The sequence below is a fragment of the Vibrio sp. SCSIO 43009 genome (assembly GCF_023716525.1).
Taxonomy (GTDB): Bacteria; Pseudomonadota; Gammaproteobacteria; order Enterobacterales; family Vibrionaceae; genus Vibrio; species Vibrio alginolyticus.
In genome coordinates this window covers 3,258,678-3,274,610 of the sequence record NZ_CP071842.1, presented here as the reverse complement: position 1 = coordinate 3,274,610, position 15,933 = coordinate 3,258,678, and the positions used below count along the sequence as shown (strand labels likewise).

17 protein-coding genes are annotated in these 15,933 nt (G+C 44.8%); 11 read left to right on the top strand and 6 right to left on the bottom strand.

What is annotated here, in order from left to right:
- Positions 1–56 precede the first annotated feature (56 nt).
- Positions 57–521 carry a transcriptional regulator AsnC gene (gene asnC, locus J4N43_RS15195; protein ID WP_005389595.1) on the bottom strand — a complete coding sequence of 155 codons (465 nt, stop codon included), beginning with the start codon at positions 519–521 and terminating at the stop codon, positions 57–59.
- 113 nt (positions 522–634) lie between these two features.
- Here asnC and J4N43_RS15190 point away from each other — a divergent pair, with 113 nt between their 5' ends.
- The 3 genes from J4N43_RS15190 to J4N43_RS15180 all read left to right on the top strand — a co-directional run bounded on the left by J4N43_RS15190 (position 635) and on the right by J4N43_RS15180 (position 5,388).
- Entirely contained in the window at positions 635–3,760 is a 3,126-nt protein-coding gene (locus tag J4N43_RS15190) for an EAL domain-containing protein (protein ID WP_158159531.1), read from the top strand.
- A gap of 89 nt (positions 3,761–3,849) precedes the next feature.
- Positions 3,850–4,629: a class I SAM-dependent methyltransferase gene (locus tag J4N43_RS15185; protein ID WP_005379162.1), complete on the top strand. Its 780-nt coding sequence runs from the start codon at positions 3,850–3,852 to the stop codon at positions 4,627–4,629.
- A gap of 186 nt (positions 4,630–4,815) precedes the next feature.
- Positions 4,816–5,388, top strand: coding sequence for a hypothetical protein (locus J4N43_RS15180; protein WP_005379163.1), 573 nt, complete (start codon positions 4,816–4,818; stop codon positions 5,386–5,388).
- A 72-nt stretch (positions 5,389–5,460) separates the two neighbouring features.
- Here the strand turns inward: J4N43_RS15180 and J4N43_RS15175 are convergent, their stop codons facing one another.
- Together J4N43_RS15175 and uspA are read right to left on the bottom strand one after the other, a co-directional pair.
- Positions 5,461–6,339, bottom strand: a complete 879-nt coding sequence (locus tag J4N43_RS15175; RefSeq protein WP_158159532.1) for a carboxylate/amino acid/amine transporter — start codon at positions 6,337–6,339, stop codon at positions 5,461–5,463.
- Between the two features lie 64 nt (positions 6,340–6,403).
- Complete coding sequence (uspA, locus tag J4N43_RS15170) at positions 6,404–6,829, bottom strand: universal stress protein UspA (RefSeq protein WP_005379165.1); 426 nt, start codon at positions 6,827–6,829, stop codon at positions 6,404–6,406.
- A 282-nt stretch (positions 6,830–7,111) separates the two neighbouring features.
- Here uspA and ftnA point away from each other — a divergent pair, with 282 nt between their 5' ends.
- From ftnA to J4N43_RS15155, 3 genes are all read left to right on the top strand, one after another.
- Positions 7,112–7,639: a non-heme ferritin gene (gene ftnA / locus J4N43_RS15165; RefSeq protein ID WP_005379167.1), complete on the top strand. Its 528-nt coding sequence runs from the start codon at positions 7,112–7,114 to the stop codon at positions 7,637–7,639.
- A 91-nt stretch (positions 7,640–7,730) separates the two neighbouring features.
- The gene (gene uspB, locus J4N43_RS15160; protein ID WP_005379169.1) at positions 7,731–8,054 is read left to right on the top strand and encodes a universal stress protein UspB; all 324 of its coding nucleotides are present in this window, start codon (positions 7,731–7,733) and stop codon (positions 8,052–8,054) included.
- A gap of 180 nt (positions 8,055–8,234) precedes the next feature.
- Entirely contained in the window at positions 8,235–9,428 is a 1,194-nt protein-coding gene (locus J4N43_RS15155) for a BaiN/RdsA family NAD(P)/FAD-dependent oxidoreductase (RefSeq protein WP_005382944.1), read from the top strand.
- A gap of 93 nt (positions 9,429–9,521) precedes the next feature.
- Here the strand turns inward: J4N43_RS15155 and J4N43_RS15150 are convergent, their stop codons facing one another.
- A complete protein-coding gene (locus J4N43_RS15150; protein WP_005382945.1) occupies positions 9,522–10,865 on the bottom strand; it encodes a sigma-54 interaction domain-containing protein in 1,344 nt (447 codons plus the stop codon).
- Positions 10,866–11,301: 436 nt separating this feature from the next.
- Here J4N43_RS15150 and J4N43_RS15145 point away from each other — a divergent pair, with 436 nt between their 5' ends.
- From J4N43_RS15145 to J4N43_RS15125, 5 genes are all read left to right on the top strand, one after another.
- Positions 11,302–11,853 carry a BON domain-containing protein gene (locus tag J4N43_RS15145; RefSeq protein ID WP_005379174.1) on the top strand — a complete coding sequence of 184 codons (552 nt, stop codon included), beginning with the start codon at positions 11,302–11,304 and terminating at the stop codon, positions 11,851–11,853.
- Between the two features lie 45 nt (positions 11,854–11,898).
- Positions 11,899–12,075: a DUF1328 family protein gene (locus tag J4N43_RS15140; protein ID WP_005379177.1), complete on the top strand. Its 177-nt coding sequence runs from the start codon at positions 11,899–11,901 to the stop codon at positions 12,073–12,075.
- An 8-nt stretch (positions 12,076–12,083) separates the two neighbouring features.
- Positions 12,084–12,281: a hypothetical protein gene (locus tag J4N43_RS15135; RefSeq protein WP_005379178.1), complete on the top strand. Its 198-nt coding sequence runs from the start codon at positions 12,084–12,086 to the stop codon at positions 12,279–12,281.
- 104 nt (positions 12,282–12,385) lie between these two features.
- Positions 12,386–12,817, top strand: coding sequence for a hemerythrin domain-containing protein (locus J4N43_RS15130; RefSeq protein WP_005379185.1), 432 nt, complete (start codon positions 12,386–12,388; stop codon positions 12,815–12,817).
- A 144-nt stretch (positions 12,818–12,961) separates the two neighbouring features.
- Positions 12,962–14,626 carry a diacylglycerol kinase family protein gene (locus J4N43_RS15125; protein ID WP_158159533.1) on the top strand — a complete coding sequence of 555 codons (1,665 nt, stop codon included), beginning with the start codon at positions 12,962–12,964 and terminating at the stop codon, positions 14,624–14,626.
- 203 nt (positions 14,627–14,829) lie between these two features.
- Here J4N43_RS15125 and J4N43_RS15120 read toward each other — a convergent pair whose 3' ends face one another.
- Complete coding sequence (locus tag J4N43_RS15120) at positions 14,830–15,228, bottom strand: hypothetical protein (protein WP_005379193.1); 399 nt, start codon at positions 15,226–15,228, stop codon at positions 14,830–14,832.
- A 148-nt stretch (positions 15,229–15,376) separates the two neighbouring features.
- The gene (locus J4N43_RS15115; RefSeq protein ID WP_005379194.1) at positions 15,377–15,814 is read right to left on the bottom strand and encodes a DUF2383 domain-containing protein; all 438 of its coding nucleotides are present in this window, start codon (positions 15,812–15,814) and stop codon (positions 15,377–15,379) included.
- Between the last annotated feature and the right edge of the window lie 119 nt (positions 15,815–15,933).

The following is a 15,933-nucleotide window of genomic DNA, read 5'->3' as shown; positions in this document are numbered from 1 at the left end:
AAACATCAAGGCCAACCGTTCGGTTGGCCTTTTTTGTACAGTTTTTATAAAAAATTTTACGGATTTACGTTTCGGTTGATCGGGTTCTGCAACGATATCAATGTCTCCGTGGACTGAACCTCATCAATGGCTTGCAGCTTGTCGATCAGTACAAATTGCAGCTCTTCAATCGATTTGCACATCAATTTGACGAATATGTTATACGCGCCCGTGGTGTAGTAAGCTTCAACGACTTCGTCGAGCGCGTTGAGTTTTTCTAACGCGGAGTGGTAATCACGAGCTGCATTGAGGTTAATACCAATAAAGCAGCACACATCGTAGCCAAGCTTTTTGGTATTGATGATCACCTCCGTTCCTTCGATGATGTCCGCCGACTTCATCTTCTCGATACGCACATGGATAGTGGCAGGGCTGACATCGAACTGCTTTGCCATTTCTGCGTAGGGCGTTCTGGCGTCAGCCATCAGTGTTTTTAATATTGCGCGGTCAAGGTCGTCGAGTTTCGGCAGGCTCGCATTCATACTATGATTTCCGTTAGGGATAGAGTTTTACCTCCCTTTTATACTCATAGCGGATAGGATTCACAAGGTTTGGCAGGAGTAACTGCGGGTTAACTCCGAGCTATGGAGATAATGTGCAGCGTTTTCTGGTTATTGCCGCGCTATGTTGGAGCGCGTTTGCTACGGCCTCAGATCCGAAGGTGTTGGTCGTGCACTCCTATCATCAGGGTTTTTTCTGGACGGACTCCATACAGCGAGGCATCGAGCAACAGCTGGGCGATCGAGCGCTGGACATGCGTGTGCTCTATCTAGACTCGAAACGTAACCAGAGTGAGCAGTTTTTTGCACAACTAAAATCCTTATATCTTACGAAATTACGCAAAGAGCGATTTGATGCCATTTTAGTGAGCGATAACAATGCGCTTGAACTTATGCAGCGTTTAGCCCCAATTATCAAAGACACCCCAGTTATATTTAACGGCATTAATAACTACCACCCTTCTTTACATCGTTCTCTGAATGCAACCGGAGTTATGGAAGATGTCGATTTGGAAGCGAATCTCGCTCTTATTGAGCGCTTACATCCGAACTACACACAAGTTCTCATCGTCAGTGACCACTCGGTGACCGGTGAGGTGTTGCGTTATCAAATCGACAATTTTGTCCTCAAGTTCCCGCAATATCGAGACAAAATCGTACAACTTGTCCCAGACAGCATCATCGATCTAAAACAACAAGTCGCAAAACTGAGTTCCGATAAAGTCGTCTTGTTCTGGACCTATTACCGAGATAAACAAGGTATGGTTGGCAGCGAGCGTGACTGGGTTGGTGTCAACAAAGTCTCAAACGCGCCGCTGTTTATGGTGCATGACATTGGTTTGGGTCATGGCGCAGTTGGAGGGGTTATTCAAAGTGGTTATCGGCATGGTATTGAGAGCGCAGAGATGCTTGAGTTCGTTTTGGATAACCCTGATCAGCCTCTGCCTGCCGTGAAAAAAAGTGATTCTGAAATAAAGCTCGATTACCAAGCGGTAGCGCGTTGGGGATTGGGGGCTGAACAAGAGGTTTCTGCGGTATTTTTTAATAAGCCAATGAAGCTTTCTGAACGTTTTGCCAAGGAAATTCGCCTGTTTGGTAGCCTGTTTGTGGTGATGTCGGTGGTCATTTTGCTGATGGGTTATTATTTACAGCGGATGCGTCGCAGTGAGAGCGCTGCGCGAGAAAGCCAGGCTATTCTAGAATCGATTTTCGATCAGAGCATGCAGTATATGGGCATTTTGGATGCTAACGGTGTGCTTAAATCGGGCAACGATCACCTTCAATCCTTACTTTATCACCAAGGACTGCGTTTAGACCGACCACTTTGGTTTCACCCCAACTGGAGTGAAAAAGCACAAGCGTTGCTTGAGGAGTATTTCCATGCGCCTCACCATCAAGTGTCGACGTTTGAAGCTGAAATTTGGAGTAAAGAACACGGCGCATTGGTGTTAGAAGTTTCGCTCAAGCCTTTTTCTCAGCAAGTAGGGAATCATAAGCAATACTTGTTTGAAGCGCGCGATATTACCAGTCGTAAATTGATGGAGGACAAGCTCTACCAACGTGAGTCAACCCTACGCAACTATTACGAGCAGCAGCCCGTGATGATGGTGACGCTTGATAGTAATAACCGAATTCAAGAAGTGAATCGATTTGCTCAACTACTTCTTGGCTACAAACCGATGGACATGCTCGGACATCGCCTGAGGGAGTTCTATTTTGATGACAAAGTGCTGTTCCCTCGCCAAGTGTTATTGCAACCCAACCAGCAAGTGCATGGTGTTTGGCGACGTGAAGTCGAGTATCGTCATGCAAATGGTCATCGTGTTTGGGTGCGCGAGAATATTCGTCCGCTGAGTGAATCTGAGCAACTGCTGATTGTGGGCGAGGATATTACCGAAACCAAACTGCTCTCCGAGAAATTGGAATACCAAGCTCGCTATGACTTACTGACGGGGACTTACAACAGAAACCATTTTGAACTAGAGCTTAAGACCGCACTGTGCGAAGTGGACAGCCATCGTCGAGTCCACGCCATGCTGTACCTCGACTTAGATCAGCTAAAAGTCCTCAATGATACGGTTGGGCATGATGCAGGTGATGCGGCGATTCAATTCTGCGCCAGTATGCTGGAAGGCGTTCTGCCGTACAATTCCATCTTGGCTCGAATGGGAGGCGATGAGTTTGCGGTGTTACTCAAAGACTGTGACGAATATGGCGCCATCAATATTGCCAAACTGATCATCTCGACACTAAGCGAACACCTCTTTATTTGGGAAGACACACGCCTGTTCATCAGTTGCTCAATTGGTATCCGTATCATCGATCATACCGCTGATACGCCACAAATGGTGCACGCTCAAGCAGATTCTGCTTGTCACGCCGCTAAAGAGCAAGGCCGTAACCGCTATAATCTATTCAGCTTAGATAACGAAGAGTTGCAGCGTCGTCAGATGGAAATGCAGAGCGTCAATTTGGTGCATGAGGCATTGTCGAATCAACGTTTAGAACTGTTTGCTCAACCGATAAAAAGCTTACAAAAGCACGAGACTCAAATGTATTTTGAGATTTTGGTGCGTATTCGCAATGGGTACGGTGATTATGTTTCTCCTGCGCTGTTTATCCCTGCTTCCGAGCGCTACAACATTGCCCATTGGATTGATAAGCAGGTTATTACTCAAACGCTAGAGTGGTTTGAACAGCGTCCTGAGGTGATTGAACAGCTTGGTCGCTGTTCGATAAACCTTTCAGGTCAATCTATGGGGAATCAAGAGTTTATTGACTTCTTATTGGAGCGATTGGAAAGTTCGACTCTGCCGTGTGAAAAAATCTGCTTAGAAATCACCGAGACAGCGGCGATGAGCAATCTGGATCAAGCCATTGAGTTGTTTACCAAGCTAAAGTCTTTGGGTTGCATGATTGCATTGGATGATTTCGGATCTGGATTGTCTTCATTTGGTTACTTAAAGAAACTTCCTGTCGATATCGTGAAAATTGATGGTCTTTTCGTGCAAGATATCAACGTAAATGAAATGGACCGCGTGATGGTTCGTTCAATCAATGACTTGGCGAAGCAACTAGGTAAAGTGACGGTGGCGGAGTTTGTCGAAAATGACCAGGTTATGCAGCATTTGATAGACCTCGGTGTGGACTACGGTCAAGGCTACGGTATTGGTCATCCTAAGCCGCTTTCTGAGCTAGTGGAGCAACTGACGGTTGTATAACCTCTTCGTAGCAAGCTCAACCTAGCATTAATAGGTAACTTAGGTATACACTCAGCGCCAGTTACCTCGATTTTTATTGGAGCCTCCTTTTGCAACTGCAATTGATCTGTGAAAACCCGTCTCAACAATCTCATCTTGATGAACTCGCTGCGCGTTGGCAGCTTTCACACACTGACGATAGCGATTTTGCTTTGGTGCTAACCACCGAGCGTTTGGAGCTACGTAAAGTGGATGAGCCAAAGCTGGGTGCAATCTTTGTGGATTTGATTGGTGGTGCGGTCGGTCATCGTCGCAAGTTCGGTGGTGGTAAAGGCCAGGCAATTGCGAAAGCGGCGGGTTTGAACAAAGGGGCAACGCCAACCGTGTTAGATGGCACGGCAGGTCTTGGTCGTGATGCGTTTGTGCTCGCCTCGCTAGGTTGTAAAGTGCAGATGGTCGAGCGTCATCCAGTCGTAGCGGCTTTGTTAGATGATGGCTTGGATCGAGCGAAACAAGACCCAGAAATCGGCACCTGGGTATCTGAGCGCATGTCGCTAATCCATGCTTCTAGCCATGATGCGCTGGAACAATTGGCGCAAGATAAAGACTTTGTCCAGCCAGATGTGGTGTATCTTGACCCGATGTATCCGCACCCAGAAAATAAAAAGAAGTCGGCGCTCGTAAAAAAAGAAATGCGCGTTTTCCAATCGTTGGTTGGCGCCGATTTGGACGCCGATGGCCTACTAGAACCAGCCATGGCGTTAGCCACAAAGCGTGTAGTAGTTAAACGCCCAGACTATGCTAACTGGCTGAACGAGAAAAAACCGACCATGGCGATTGAAACGAAAAAAAATCGCTTCGATGTCTACGTTAAAGCATCGATGGCATAACTTCCTGACGGCTCAACTTTTCTTGTCACAGTATGGTGTATCGTGCTGTGACTCAGCTTCTCTTTCCTCGTCTCTATTGATAGTTTTCTCTTGCTAATTCCCTTCCCTGACTGTATATCTAACTAAGAATTATTATTATTTCACTTGTTGTGATGCGGTCGATAACTGGGAAGCTGGAGTAGTAGAATGGCTAAACGTTTATGTAAAATGAGTCGCAAACAGATCGCGGCAGAACTTGGTGATATCCATCGTTTAGTTGTCGCACCAAAATTCGTTTGTCGTTCTTGCGCACGCTCTTCATCGGCCAAAGATACCCTTTGTAAGCCAGCCGCAATTCCTCCACAAAAATGCCAAGACAAGCCATTGAGTGAGCAACAAGCATGTGGCTTATTGGTTGAAGCTCTGCCATCACAAGCGATTCCAGTGACCACTAAACAAAGCAACGAAAAAGCCGCGATTGTGAAGCGTGTTGTTGAGCGTGTGAAAGAGAAAAAACAAGCCGAAAAATCTCTGGAGCCAGTAAGAGCCGACGCACCAGTATGGTTTGATTTAGCGGATAAAAAATCGCTCAAGAAAGCGAAAAAAGCACTGAAAAAGCACTATAAGCAGCAAAAGAAGTTACTAAAAGTGGCGAAAAAACAACAAAAGTTACTTAAGCGTCAGCGCAAGCTTGAAGCGCGCAATGCGAAACTAGAAGTGTTGCTGCCAACGTCGCCCAAGGCGTTGATGAGCGCAAGCTCGCAAGTCAAAGTGCATTAATCTAATCCAAAAAAACGCTCTCCAGTTGGAGAGCGTTTTTTATTGTCGGTATGTGTGTTGGGAGCGGTCGCTTTACTTCTTGGCGTAGCTCATTTCGACGCGCTTTTTCACCCAGGTTTCGTTAATCCATAGGGATAGCATGATGATCGCACCGCCAATGGCGAGTCGCATGACATCAACATCGCGGTTCCAAATCACAATGTTTACAATCAAGCCCGCCGGAACCAATGCATTGTTCATTACTGCCAGTGCCCCTGCGTTCACCATGGTCGCGCCTTTGTTCCAAGCAAAGTAACCAAAACCAGAAGCAATCAAACCAAGGTATGTCAGAATGCCCCATTGCGTTGTAGTGGTTGGTAATTTGTCTAGGTTACCCATGAGCGCGAAAGCCACGGTTGCTACACAAAGTGCACCTAAGTAGAAGTAGCCAAACACGGTGTGTTGTGGCAAATCGACGGGTTCACTCTCCATGATATATTTGTAGCCCACCTGACCGATGGCAAAGCAGAGGTTTGCTCCTTGTACGACCAAAAAGCCCAGTAGGAAATCTTCATTAATGCCTGCAAATTTAATCCAGGCGGCACCAAATACGGCTATTGCAGCGGTAACTAAGTACCAAGGTGAAAAGCGACCTTTCAAGAAGTCATAGATTAGCGTGACGTAAATGGGTGTGAATACGGTGAACAGCAATACTTCTGGCACGGAAAGGAGCAAAAAAGATTGGTAGTAGAAGCAATACATCAAGCCGAGCTGGAAGCCACCGACGGTCATCAGTTTCGCGATCAGGGGTTTGCTAACGCCACGGAATTTCAAAAAGGGAATGAAAACCAGGCTCGCCAGTGCCACGCGCATGAACACCGAGAACCAAGAATCAACCTGACCGGCGAGGTAAACGCCGATCAGGCTAAATGAGAATGCCCAAAGTAGGGTAACTGCGGATAGATAAGCCATGGATGAGAATCTTTATCAACAACAAATGTGCCCGCAGTCTAACCAAGTTTTATCGCTGCGCCAATCAGTCTTTTAGCGGTACGACCAGCATATCGACTGGTGAGCAGTTAATCAGCTGTCGAGTCGAAGATAGAATCTTGCTCCAGAAATCTTGGTGATGACCACAAACCACCAAATCGATACTGTAGTCTTGAATGGTATCGCACAGCTCATTACTCAAATCGCCACTACCGACTAAAGTATGGGCAATTGGGTATTGCGCATATTCAGCGAAGTTTGCCAATTGTGTGCGCGATGCTTCCATTGCTTGATGTTGCGCTTCTGCCATATTGATATCGATAAGCCCGGTGTAGAGTTCTGCGTAGTTCACGTCGATGTGAATAAAAGAGACTTTCGCATCCAGAGGTTTAGCCAGTGATACGGCTTTCTTAATCAACACTTTACTGTCGTCTGAAAGGTCGACTGCCACAAGTATGTGTTTGTAACTCATATTGCTATCTCCTTGTAAGGTCATAGTTTTAGATTAGCACCAACCCCAAAAAAAATTTGCTGAAGTGATCTCATATCGGTGCCGTAGGTACAAAGTCTTGTCTCAGTAATCATGTTATAGTGGCGTTATACCCAAGTGACTTTGATATGCTGAAATAAGCGTAGTGTTACTGACTAGAGTTGAAGTGAAACTTCGCCGTGTCTGCCGGACCAAGCTATTCTCGCAGCGTCACTTATTTCGAGGTTACTTGGGTATATTGCATGCACAATAATAGGAGTTAACATGCTGTCTCAAACTATGGTCGAACAATTGAATGAGCAAATTAACCTAGAATTTTTCTCATCCAATCTATACTTACAAATGAGTGCTTGGTGTGAAGACAAAGGTTTTGAAGGTGCGGCTGAATTTTTACGCGCTCACGCCGTAGAAGAAATGGAGCACATGCAACGCCTATTCACTTACGTGAGTGAAACTGGCTCAATGCCAATCTTAGGCGCTATTGATGCGCCAAAGCATGACTTTGCGAGCCTAGGTGACGTTTTCCGCGAGACATTTGAACATGAGCAAATGATCACGGAAAAAATCAACAAACTGGCGCACGTTGCATTTACTAGCCAAGACTACTCAACGTTTAACTTCCTACAGTGGTACGTGTCAGAACAGCACGAAGAAGAGAAGTTGTTTAAAGGGATTTTAGATAAGATCGAACTGGTAGGTGAAGACGGTAAAGCGTTGTTCTTCATTGACAAAGATCTAGCACAAATGGCGAAAGAAGGTTCATCTTCAATCATGGATGCTCCAGCTGCGTAAACGCGTTTTGGGACGTTGTAAGTAGCGGGTAAAGACGAAGTGTTGATCGTCTTTTTCTCTTGAGCATTGTTGAAGATGTAGGGAGGAAAAGATGATCAGTGGAGACACAATCTTATTTGCGCTAATGGTGGTAACTGGAGTTAATATGGTCCGGTATCTCACCGCTCTTCGTTCTCTAATTTATATCATGCGTGAAGCGCATCCGCTGTTATATCAGCAAGTTGATGGTAATGGTTTTTTTACTACTCATGGAAATGTCACCAAGCAGGTGAGGTTGTATCACTACATTAAAAGTAAAGAATATCATCATCACCACGATGAAATTTTTACTGGTAAGTGTGAAAGAGTGCGTGAATTGTTTGTTCTATCGACTGCGTTGCTCGGCGTGACGCTACTTGCGGCCTTCATTCTCTAAGAGTCAATAATCTAGATAGTTGTTCTGTCTGAGATTTTGCGGACATACAGAGCGCTTAGAGTTTAAGCGCTTTTCCCTTTCGGTATTTGTCGGTAGAATGTCGCGCCTAGAAAGCAAGGATGTGCAATGTGCACATCCTTTTTTATTTTGATTCGATACCAATCAGTCTAAGAGCTACCGATGAGTAAGAAATTTGATGTTGTTGTAATTGGCGCAGGCGCAGCAGGTTTAATGTGTGCTGCAGAAGCAGGCAAGCGAGGCCGCCGTGTTTTGGTGCTCGATCATGCTAAAAAGCCAGGACGTAAAATCCTTATCTCGGGCGGTGGTCGTTGTAACTTCACTAACTACGACGTTTCAGCTAATCACTATTTGTGTCAAAACCCGCACTTTGTTAAGTCGGCGCTCTCCCAATACACTAACTGGGATTTCATCTCGATGGTGTGTAAACATGGCATTGAGTTCGAAGAGCGTGATCACGGCCAGTTGTTTTGTGTCGATGCATTTACGGCCAAAGATATCGTGAAGATGTTGTTAGCTGAGTGTGACATGCCGAACATCGAGCAGCGTTACCAATGCGATGTTCATTCGATTGAAAAAATTGATGAAGGCTTTCGTTTGCATGCTGGTACTGAGATTGTCGAATGTGAGTCTTTAGTTATCGCAACAGGTGGCTTGTCGATGCCAAAACTGGGAGCGACACCATTTGGTTATAAAGTCGCGGAACAATTTGGTCTTCGAGTTATCCCAACCACGGCAGGTCTTGTACCATTTACTCTGCATAAAGAAGACAAAGAAGACTTTGCTGAGTTATCCGGTATCGCGGTACCTGCGGAAATTACGGCTGAAGATGGCACCATGTTCAAAGAAGCCCTGTTGTTCACACATCGTGGGTTATCTGGTCCAGCAGTGTTACAGATTTCTTCATTCTGGCGGGCCGGACAAAAGGTGTTGATCAATCTTGTGCCAAACGATGATGTTGCTGAGTTATTAGAACGCAGTCGTGAGAAGCATCCAAATCAGTCACTCAAGAATACGCTTGCCAAAGTGCTGCCTAAGCGTCTGGTTGAAGTCTTAATTGAACGTAAAGAGCTAGTCGATAAACCGCTAAAACAGTTCAATCAAAAGGAGCTTGCGGCGATTGTGGAGCGCCTAGAGCATTGGGATATCGCCCCGAATGGCACTGAAGGCTACCGAACTGCGGAAGTGACACTCGGCGGTGTCGATACTGATCACTTATCCTCGAAAACCATGGAATGCAAAGACATTAAAGGGCTTTATTTTATTGGTGAGGTGATGGATGTGACTGGTTGGCTAGGGGGCTACAATTTTCAGTGGTGCTGGTCGAGCGGCTTTGTTGCGGGGCAGTGGGTTTAATCAAACACCAAACGCAGCCTAACTGCATAAAAGATAAGATACAAAAAGAGCACTGAATAAAAGTCAGTGCTCTTTTTGTATTCCCATAGCGAGTTACTCGTCTTGATACTTTTCGAGTTTGTTATAGAGCGTTTTCACGCTAATGCCTAACTCCTGCGCTGATTCCGTTTTATTGCCTTGATTCTCTTCAAGGGTATTGAGAATGGCGGCTTTTTCTAGCTCTTCTAGCGAAACGCCCGCCGGAACAAGGTCTTCGATGCTGGTGCCTGTTTCCAATGGTGGTGTGTCGAAGATAAGGTGTTCATCTCGGATGGTGTCATCAGCCAAAATAAATGCACGCTCGATCGTGTGTTTGAGCTCACGGACATTACCTGGCCAGTCGTGTGCAGCGATTTTTTGGATCGCAGAGTCAAGAATCGTTTTGGTTTTTGCCTCATTGGCGTTGCGGTGCGCGATAAAGTGCTTGGCCAGACCGACGATATCACCGCCTCGTTCTCGCAGTGGCGGTATCGTTAATGGGAAATGCGATAAGCGGAAAAACAGATCTTCACGCAGGAACTGCTCCTCAATGGCGATTTTAGGATCACGGTTTGTAGCAGCAATGATGCGAGTATTAGCGATATGAACCGTATTACTGCCAACTGGGCGATACTCTCCGGTTTCTAGCACCCGTAATAGCTTCACTTGATGCTCGATAGGCATCTCGGTGATTTCATCTAAAAATAGGGTGCCGCCCTCTGCCTGCTTAAATACACCTTGGTGAGTTTTATTTGCTCCGGTAAAAGCGCCTTTCTCATGGCCAAACAGTTCACTATCAACCAATTCAGGGCTAATGGCACCACAGTTAATCGCTATAAAGGGCTGTTGTTTACGCTCACTCGCTAAGTGGATGGTCTGCGCCACCAGTTCTTTGCCTGATCCACTTTCACCGACAATAAGGACGTTGGCTTCTGTTTTAGCAACGCGCCTGATCATACGATAGAGCTGATGCATCGGAGAGGAAGAGCCGACCAAAAGACCAAATTGGTCAAGATCGCTGGTGGACACTTTACGCCCTTGATCTTGTTTGTGTTGATAGTACTGGCTGACTTCGCTCAGGGTGTCCGTCAGAATGGCAATATCAACGGGCTTTCTGTAGTGAAAAATAGCACCCAAGTTCATCAGCTTATCCAAGTTCTCGTTTGGAGCGCCTGAGCTAATGATGATCAAGTCCATATCGTAGATGTCTTCGATATTAGAAAGACGTTGATAATCTGCACTAGTAAAGTGGGCGACTTCAACAATCGCAACTTCCGGTTTGAGTTGTAGGAAATCTTCAATCCATTGGTCTGCGGCATCGATGTCATGCAGACGAAATTTGTTCAGTTCCTGGCAAGAAGCGATGGCATTTTTAAGTGATGGATCTTGTATTCTTAGAAACAGGCTTGGCATCGACATAGAAATGTCCTCTTTACTATGACAGAAACAATGTACGTGGATTATTCTCACTTCACAAGACAAAATATTGTCAGCATAGATTTAAGGATTTGTTCGGTATTTTTATGTTGTTAGCCCCTTTTTGATATATATCGGTGAGAGCCATCAGTAGATATTTCCTTTTGTTCAGATTTTTATTTTTAAAATAATAATTTTGCTATTAATTGATTCTGGAGAAATAGCCTTTCTGTTTTATCAGGTTATTTAGGCACAAGTGACGGAGGCTTTATCACCGATTAAAAATTACATTTTTTACGTGTAAATAATTCATGCTTATACTTTATTGCTCATCTCATTTTTACCTCTTTCCTTTATTAGTCACTTAAAAACAATGAGTTATAAAGTTGGCACATGGTTTGCTCCTAGGGAAGTGCAACGTCAATAAAGGAGAATTACCATGAATAACATCGCAGCTAAAATTGTACTTACGTCAGTTCTTGCTACTTCATCTACAGCAGTCTTAGCGAGTGATAAATGGGAAAAAGAATCCATGGACGCTTGGCTAGATGGTAAAGCTGAAACCACACTACTGCTAAACAGCAATCTCAACTCTTTTGATATCAATACCGATGTTGAGAATCAGGTCGTTACCCTTTCTGGTTCGGTAAACAATGATCTTGAAAAATCACTTGCCGAAGAGCTTGTTACTGGTCTTGATGGTGTGAAAAAAGTAAACAACGAATTGTCAGTAGTGAATGAAGGCAAGAAAGAAACTGATTCAGAAGCTTTAGCTACACTGACCGATTCTAAAATCACGACTATAGTTAAAACGCGCCTACTAATGGATACCAATGTGAGTGGTACGGATATTGATGTAACGACAGAACGCAAAACGGTAACGTTGGCAGGTAAAGTTAATTCAGATGCGGAGCATGATCTTGCAATTTCAATTGCAAATAACACCAATGACGTAAATAAGGTGATTGATAAGCTAGAAGTGGTTCAATAATAGCGAGCCGAGTGATTTAACCCACTTTTATTAGGAGGTAACACTATGGTTCGTTGGATGTTTATTTTTCTGGCACTGGCACTAATTTCTGCACTATTAGGCTTTACTGGTATTGCAGGAGCTGCTGCCTCTATCGCGCAAGTGATATTTTACCTATTCCTATTGTCATTAATTGTATCAATAGTGATTGTTCTGCTGGGAAGAAAAAACGTAAATAGATAGGAGATTCCATGCGACTTACGTCATTTATTTACCGTATCGCCGCAGTATTCGGTTTGGTGTTTGCGTTGGCAGCTTGTAGTGAAGAAGGGCCAATGGAACAGGCCGGCAAAAAGATAGATGAAGCCGCCGAAGAAACCCAAAATGCGATTGAAGATGAATGTGAAAACATTAAAGAAAACCTAAACGCTGAAGACCAAGACTGTTAGCCGAATCAGGTTAGGTTTTTTACGCATAGCTATGTAAGAGAGGGGCGGTCAATCACCGCCCTTCCTTTTGTCCCAATTGTTTACAATCAGATAAGGAGTCAAAGATGAAAAACATATTTGATGTACTGAAAGAGAGTCATGAAAAGCAGCGACTTTTACTCGATGCTCTGATGGAAACGTCTGGAGATTCCCCCGCTCGTGAAGAGTTTTATCATAACCTTAAAGAGGAACTCGAACAGCACGCAGCGGCAGAAGAGCGATTTTTCTACGCGCCTTTAATAGATAGCGATAAGACCATTGATCTCACTCGCCATGGCATCGCAGAGCATCATGAAATTGATAAAGTGATTGCACAGCTTGATGCAACCGATATGAGCTCGCCAGCGTGGCTCAACCTAATGAAAACCTTGCGTCACAAAGTGTTGCACCATCTTGAGGAAGAAGAGCAGCGTTTCTTCCAGTTAGCCGGTAAGGTAATGACCGATAAGCAGAAAATGAAACTAGCGGATGGTTATGTTGAAGAGATGGCAAGCTAGGTAGAGTGTTGGACCTTTTCGTGCCATTTCGGCACGGGAAGGCACTCAATCAAGGCGTTTACTCAAGTTCATGTATCCAAGCTCAATCCCCCGCGTATTCTAACTTCCACTAAAAAGTGCACTCGCTGAAGGCAAGGAGAGCGAATGTTTATCATCAAATATTATATTCTTGGCGCTCTGATCAGTTTATTGGCCGCTATCTATACGCCTCAAATTATCGTTAGTCTGCTGTTCTTGTGGATATCTCTTTCTTTAGCGTTGGTCAGCGTAGCCTACGTATTCGACATTCCCTCTATTTTTAGAAAAAACCAAGATGGCAAGATTGTCAGATGGATTCGCTGGGCATTCATCCCATTTTTATTGGGGGCTAAAGCATATAACGCCTGGGAAAGACGGCGTGATACAGTGCCTCCAATCCAAAAAGTCAGCGACAATTTATACCTATCTCGCCGTTTGTTTCAGAGTGACTTAGATTTTCTCGAATCCAATGAGATCTCTTGTATTGTCGATGTCACCGCAGAATTTGCAGGTCTTGAAAGTGCGATGACCGACAAGCAGTTTCATTACCTTTCGATTCCGGTACTCGACCACAAAGCCCCGACGCTAGAGCGTCTTCGCCATGCGATTAACTGGATTGATACTCAAATCTCGTGCTCGCGGGCCGTGGTTGTGCATTGTGCGTTAGGGCGTGGTCGTTCAGTGTTTGTTGTGGCGGCGTATTTACTGAGCAAAGACCCGTCACTGACGGTTGAATCCGTGATGAAAAAAATCAATGACGTACGTAGTACCGCGAGATTGAATAAATTACAGATTAGGACGTTACGAGCGATCAGTGAAAAAGGCGTACTGGGGCTGGATCAATCCACTTGGATGGTGGTTAACCCTGTTGCAGGTGGCGGCAAATGGGAGGAAAACGAACAGCACTTGATTCGTGAGCTAACCAAAAAATATCGCTTGAGTATTCATCAAACCACCACAAACCTCAGCGCCGAGCAGCTAACACAACAGGCAAAAGAAAGTGGAGCTAAGCAAATCATCGTAGCTGGTGGCGATGGCACAGTAACAGAGGTGGCTAGCCAATTGGTGGATACCGACCTAAAACTCGGTATTGTTCCGCTCGGAACTGCCAATGCGTTATGTCATGTGCTCTATGGCGTTGGCGTAAAATTCTCACCGGTCGAAAAAGCGTGTGAAGCGTTGCTTGGCGGACACTGCCAACGTATTGATACTGCGGACTGTAATCAGCGGCTTATTTTATTGGTCTTAGGCATTGGGCTAGAACAGAAAATGATCGAGCACGCTCAGCGAGAAGAGAAAAATGTTTTTGGACAACTCGCTTACCTCACCGGCTTTTTTAATGCTGTAGTGGCGGAAGAAACGCAAGCTTTAACCGTTTCGTTAGACGATCCAACTGAAGATGGAAACCACGACAATAATACACAAACGCTTGAAGTCCATAGTTTTGTCGTTGCGAATATCGCTCCATTTAGTACGTTGCTTGCCCAAGGTGGTGATGCGCCGCAGCCTGATGATGGCAAGCTGCATATCACATATTTAGATAACACCGAGTCTTTAGGCGGACGTCTTATCGCATTGTCGGATCTGACATTAACGAGCGTAGGCGCACAGGAAGAATCGACACATTTTCAATACGCGACGGCTCAGAGCGTCACTATTTCTGCGAATAAACCGATTGAGTATGTGATTGATGGTGAACTGTATTCTGATGAGCAACTGGCAATCAAGCTGCGTCCAAAGTCATTGAACGTATTTGTTCCAAGCCAGAGAGGTAAATCAGCTTCGCTTTAACACAGATAATCCGCGGATAACGCGCCATTTGCTTCGTATTCTACATGGCGCTTTTTCTGTGTTGTTTGATGATTTGGTGTGCGTCGTAAAAAGGCTATTAAGGTCGCTGCGTAGATGCAGCGGCTTTTTTTCTATCTGCACCTTTTACTAGGTTGATTGGGGATGTGGTTTAAACAAAGTGAAAGAAAGAAGGGCGAGTACAATTACTCACCCTGAGGTAAGTGCTTTTCAATTTCATCGTTTTCAACTTGTAAAGCAGCTAACCAATAAGAAACAAGTGCGGTTAAGTTGGTGTCGTCAATGGCTCTAAGCAGGGCTTTTAAATCATCTAACAGTAGTTTATTCATAAAATGCATTTCTTTGTAATTGCCTAACTCGGCAACGCCGTATTCGGTGGCATTTTCTGCAATGAATTGTTCACCATCTTGATCGAAAAACAGCTTCGCCATCTTTTTGATCATCACTTTTTCTATTTTCACGAATCGATATGCCGCTCTTGCGAGTGTCATGTGTGATTGCGGGTTAACGAGAGGCAAACACGTTTGGCGATGGTGTGTCATTTTTACGAGTAGCTCCCTTACTCGATTGTTATCCAATGTCATAGTGACCTCTTTATTTATGACTATTGTCGTGGGACATTTCTCGTGATGGTTATGTTAATGCGCCTGTGGGCTTGTCAGAAATGGCCAAAGCAAGTTGGCCATTTCTTTGATCAATACCGAGCTTTATTGCAAAGGCGACCACCAAGTTTTAGCTAATAAGGCTGATGCTGCTGAGTTTTTCTTTGCAGCTTTTTATATCGCTACGAACTTTCAGCAGAACCGAGTTATCCGCCTGCTCTGGGTGGGAAGTAATCAAATTCTCAATCTCTTTGAGTACCTTGCTTTCGACACCTTCAAGCTGTTCTAAATACATAGACTCTTTGTCAGAGGACACTTCCTTCATCACGTCGCTGTAGACCTCACGCGCCTTGATGGTGTAGGAAACCGGAGTGTCGTCGGCAGATTCTTCATTGTTACTTGCTAGAGAGTAGGGAGTGAGCTCAATGACTGCACGCTCACGTACTCTGAGCAGTTCTACCAACACATTATTCAAAGAAGTGTTGTCGATGTTCTCGATGGCCTTGTTGTAAATTTCATTTCCGCTTTCGATAAGCTCAATGATTGAGGCGATGTTTTCATTTTTCATATGCCACTCCTTATTTACTGGTGATAGGGGTGTTTGAGCGTATGGAATACAAACACGATGTTTCGTCTTCAGGTGCAGGTTGTATGCCAATGAATTTTAAGTCTTATTAATCAGTGACT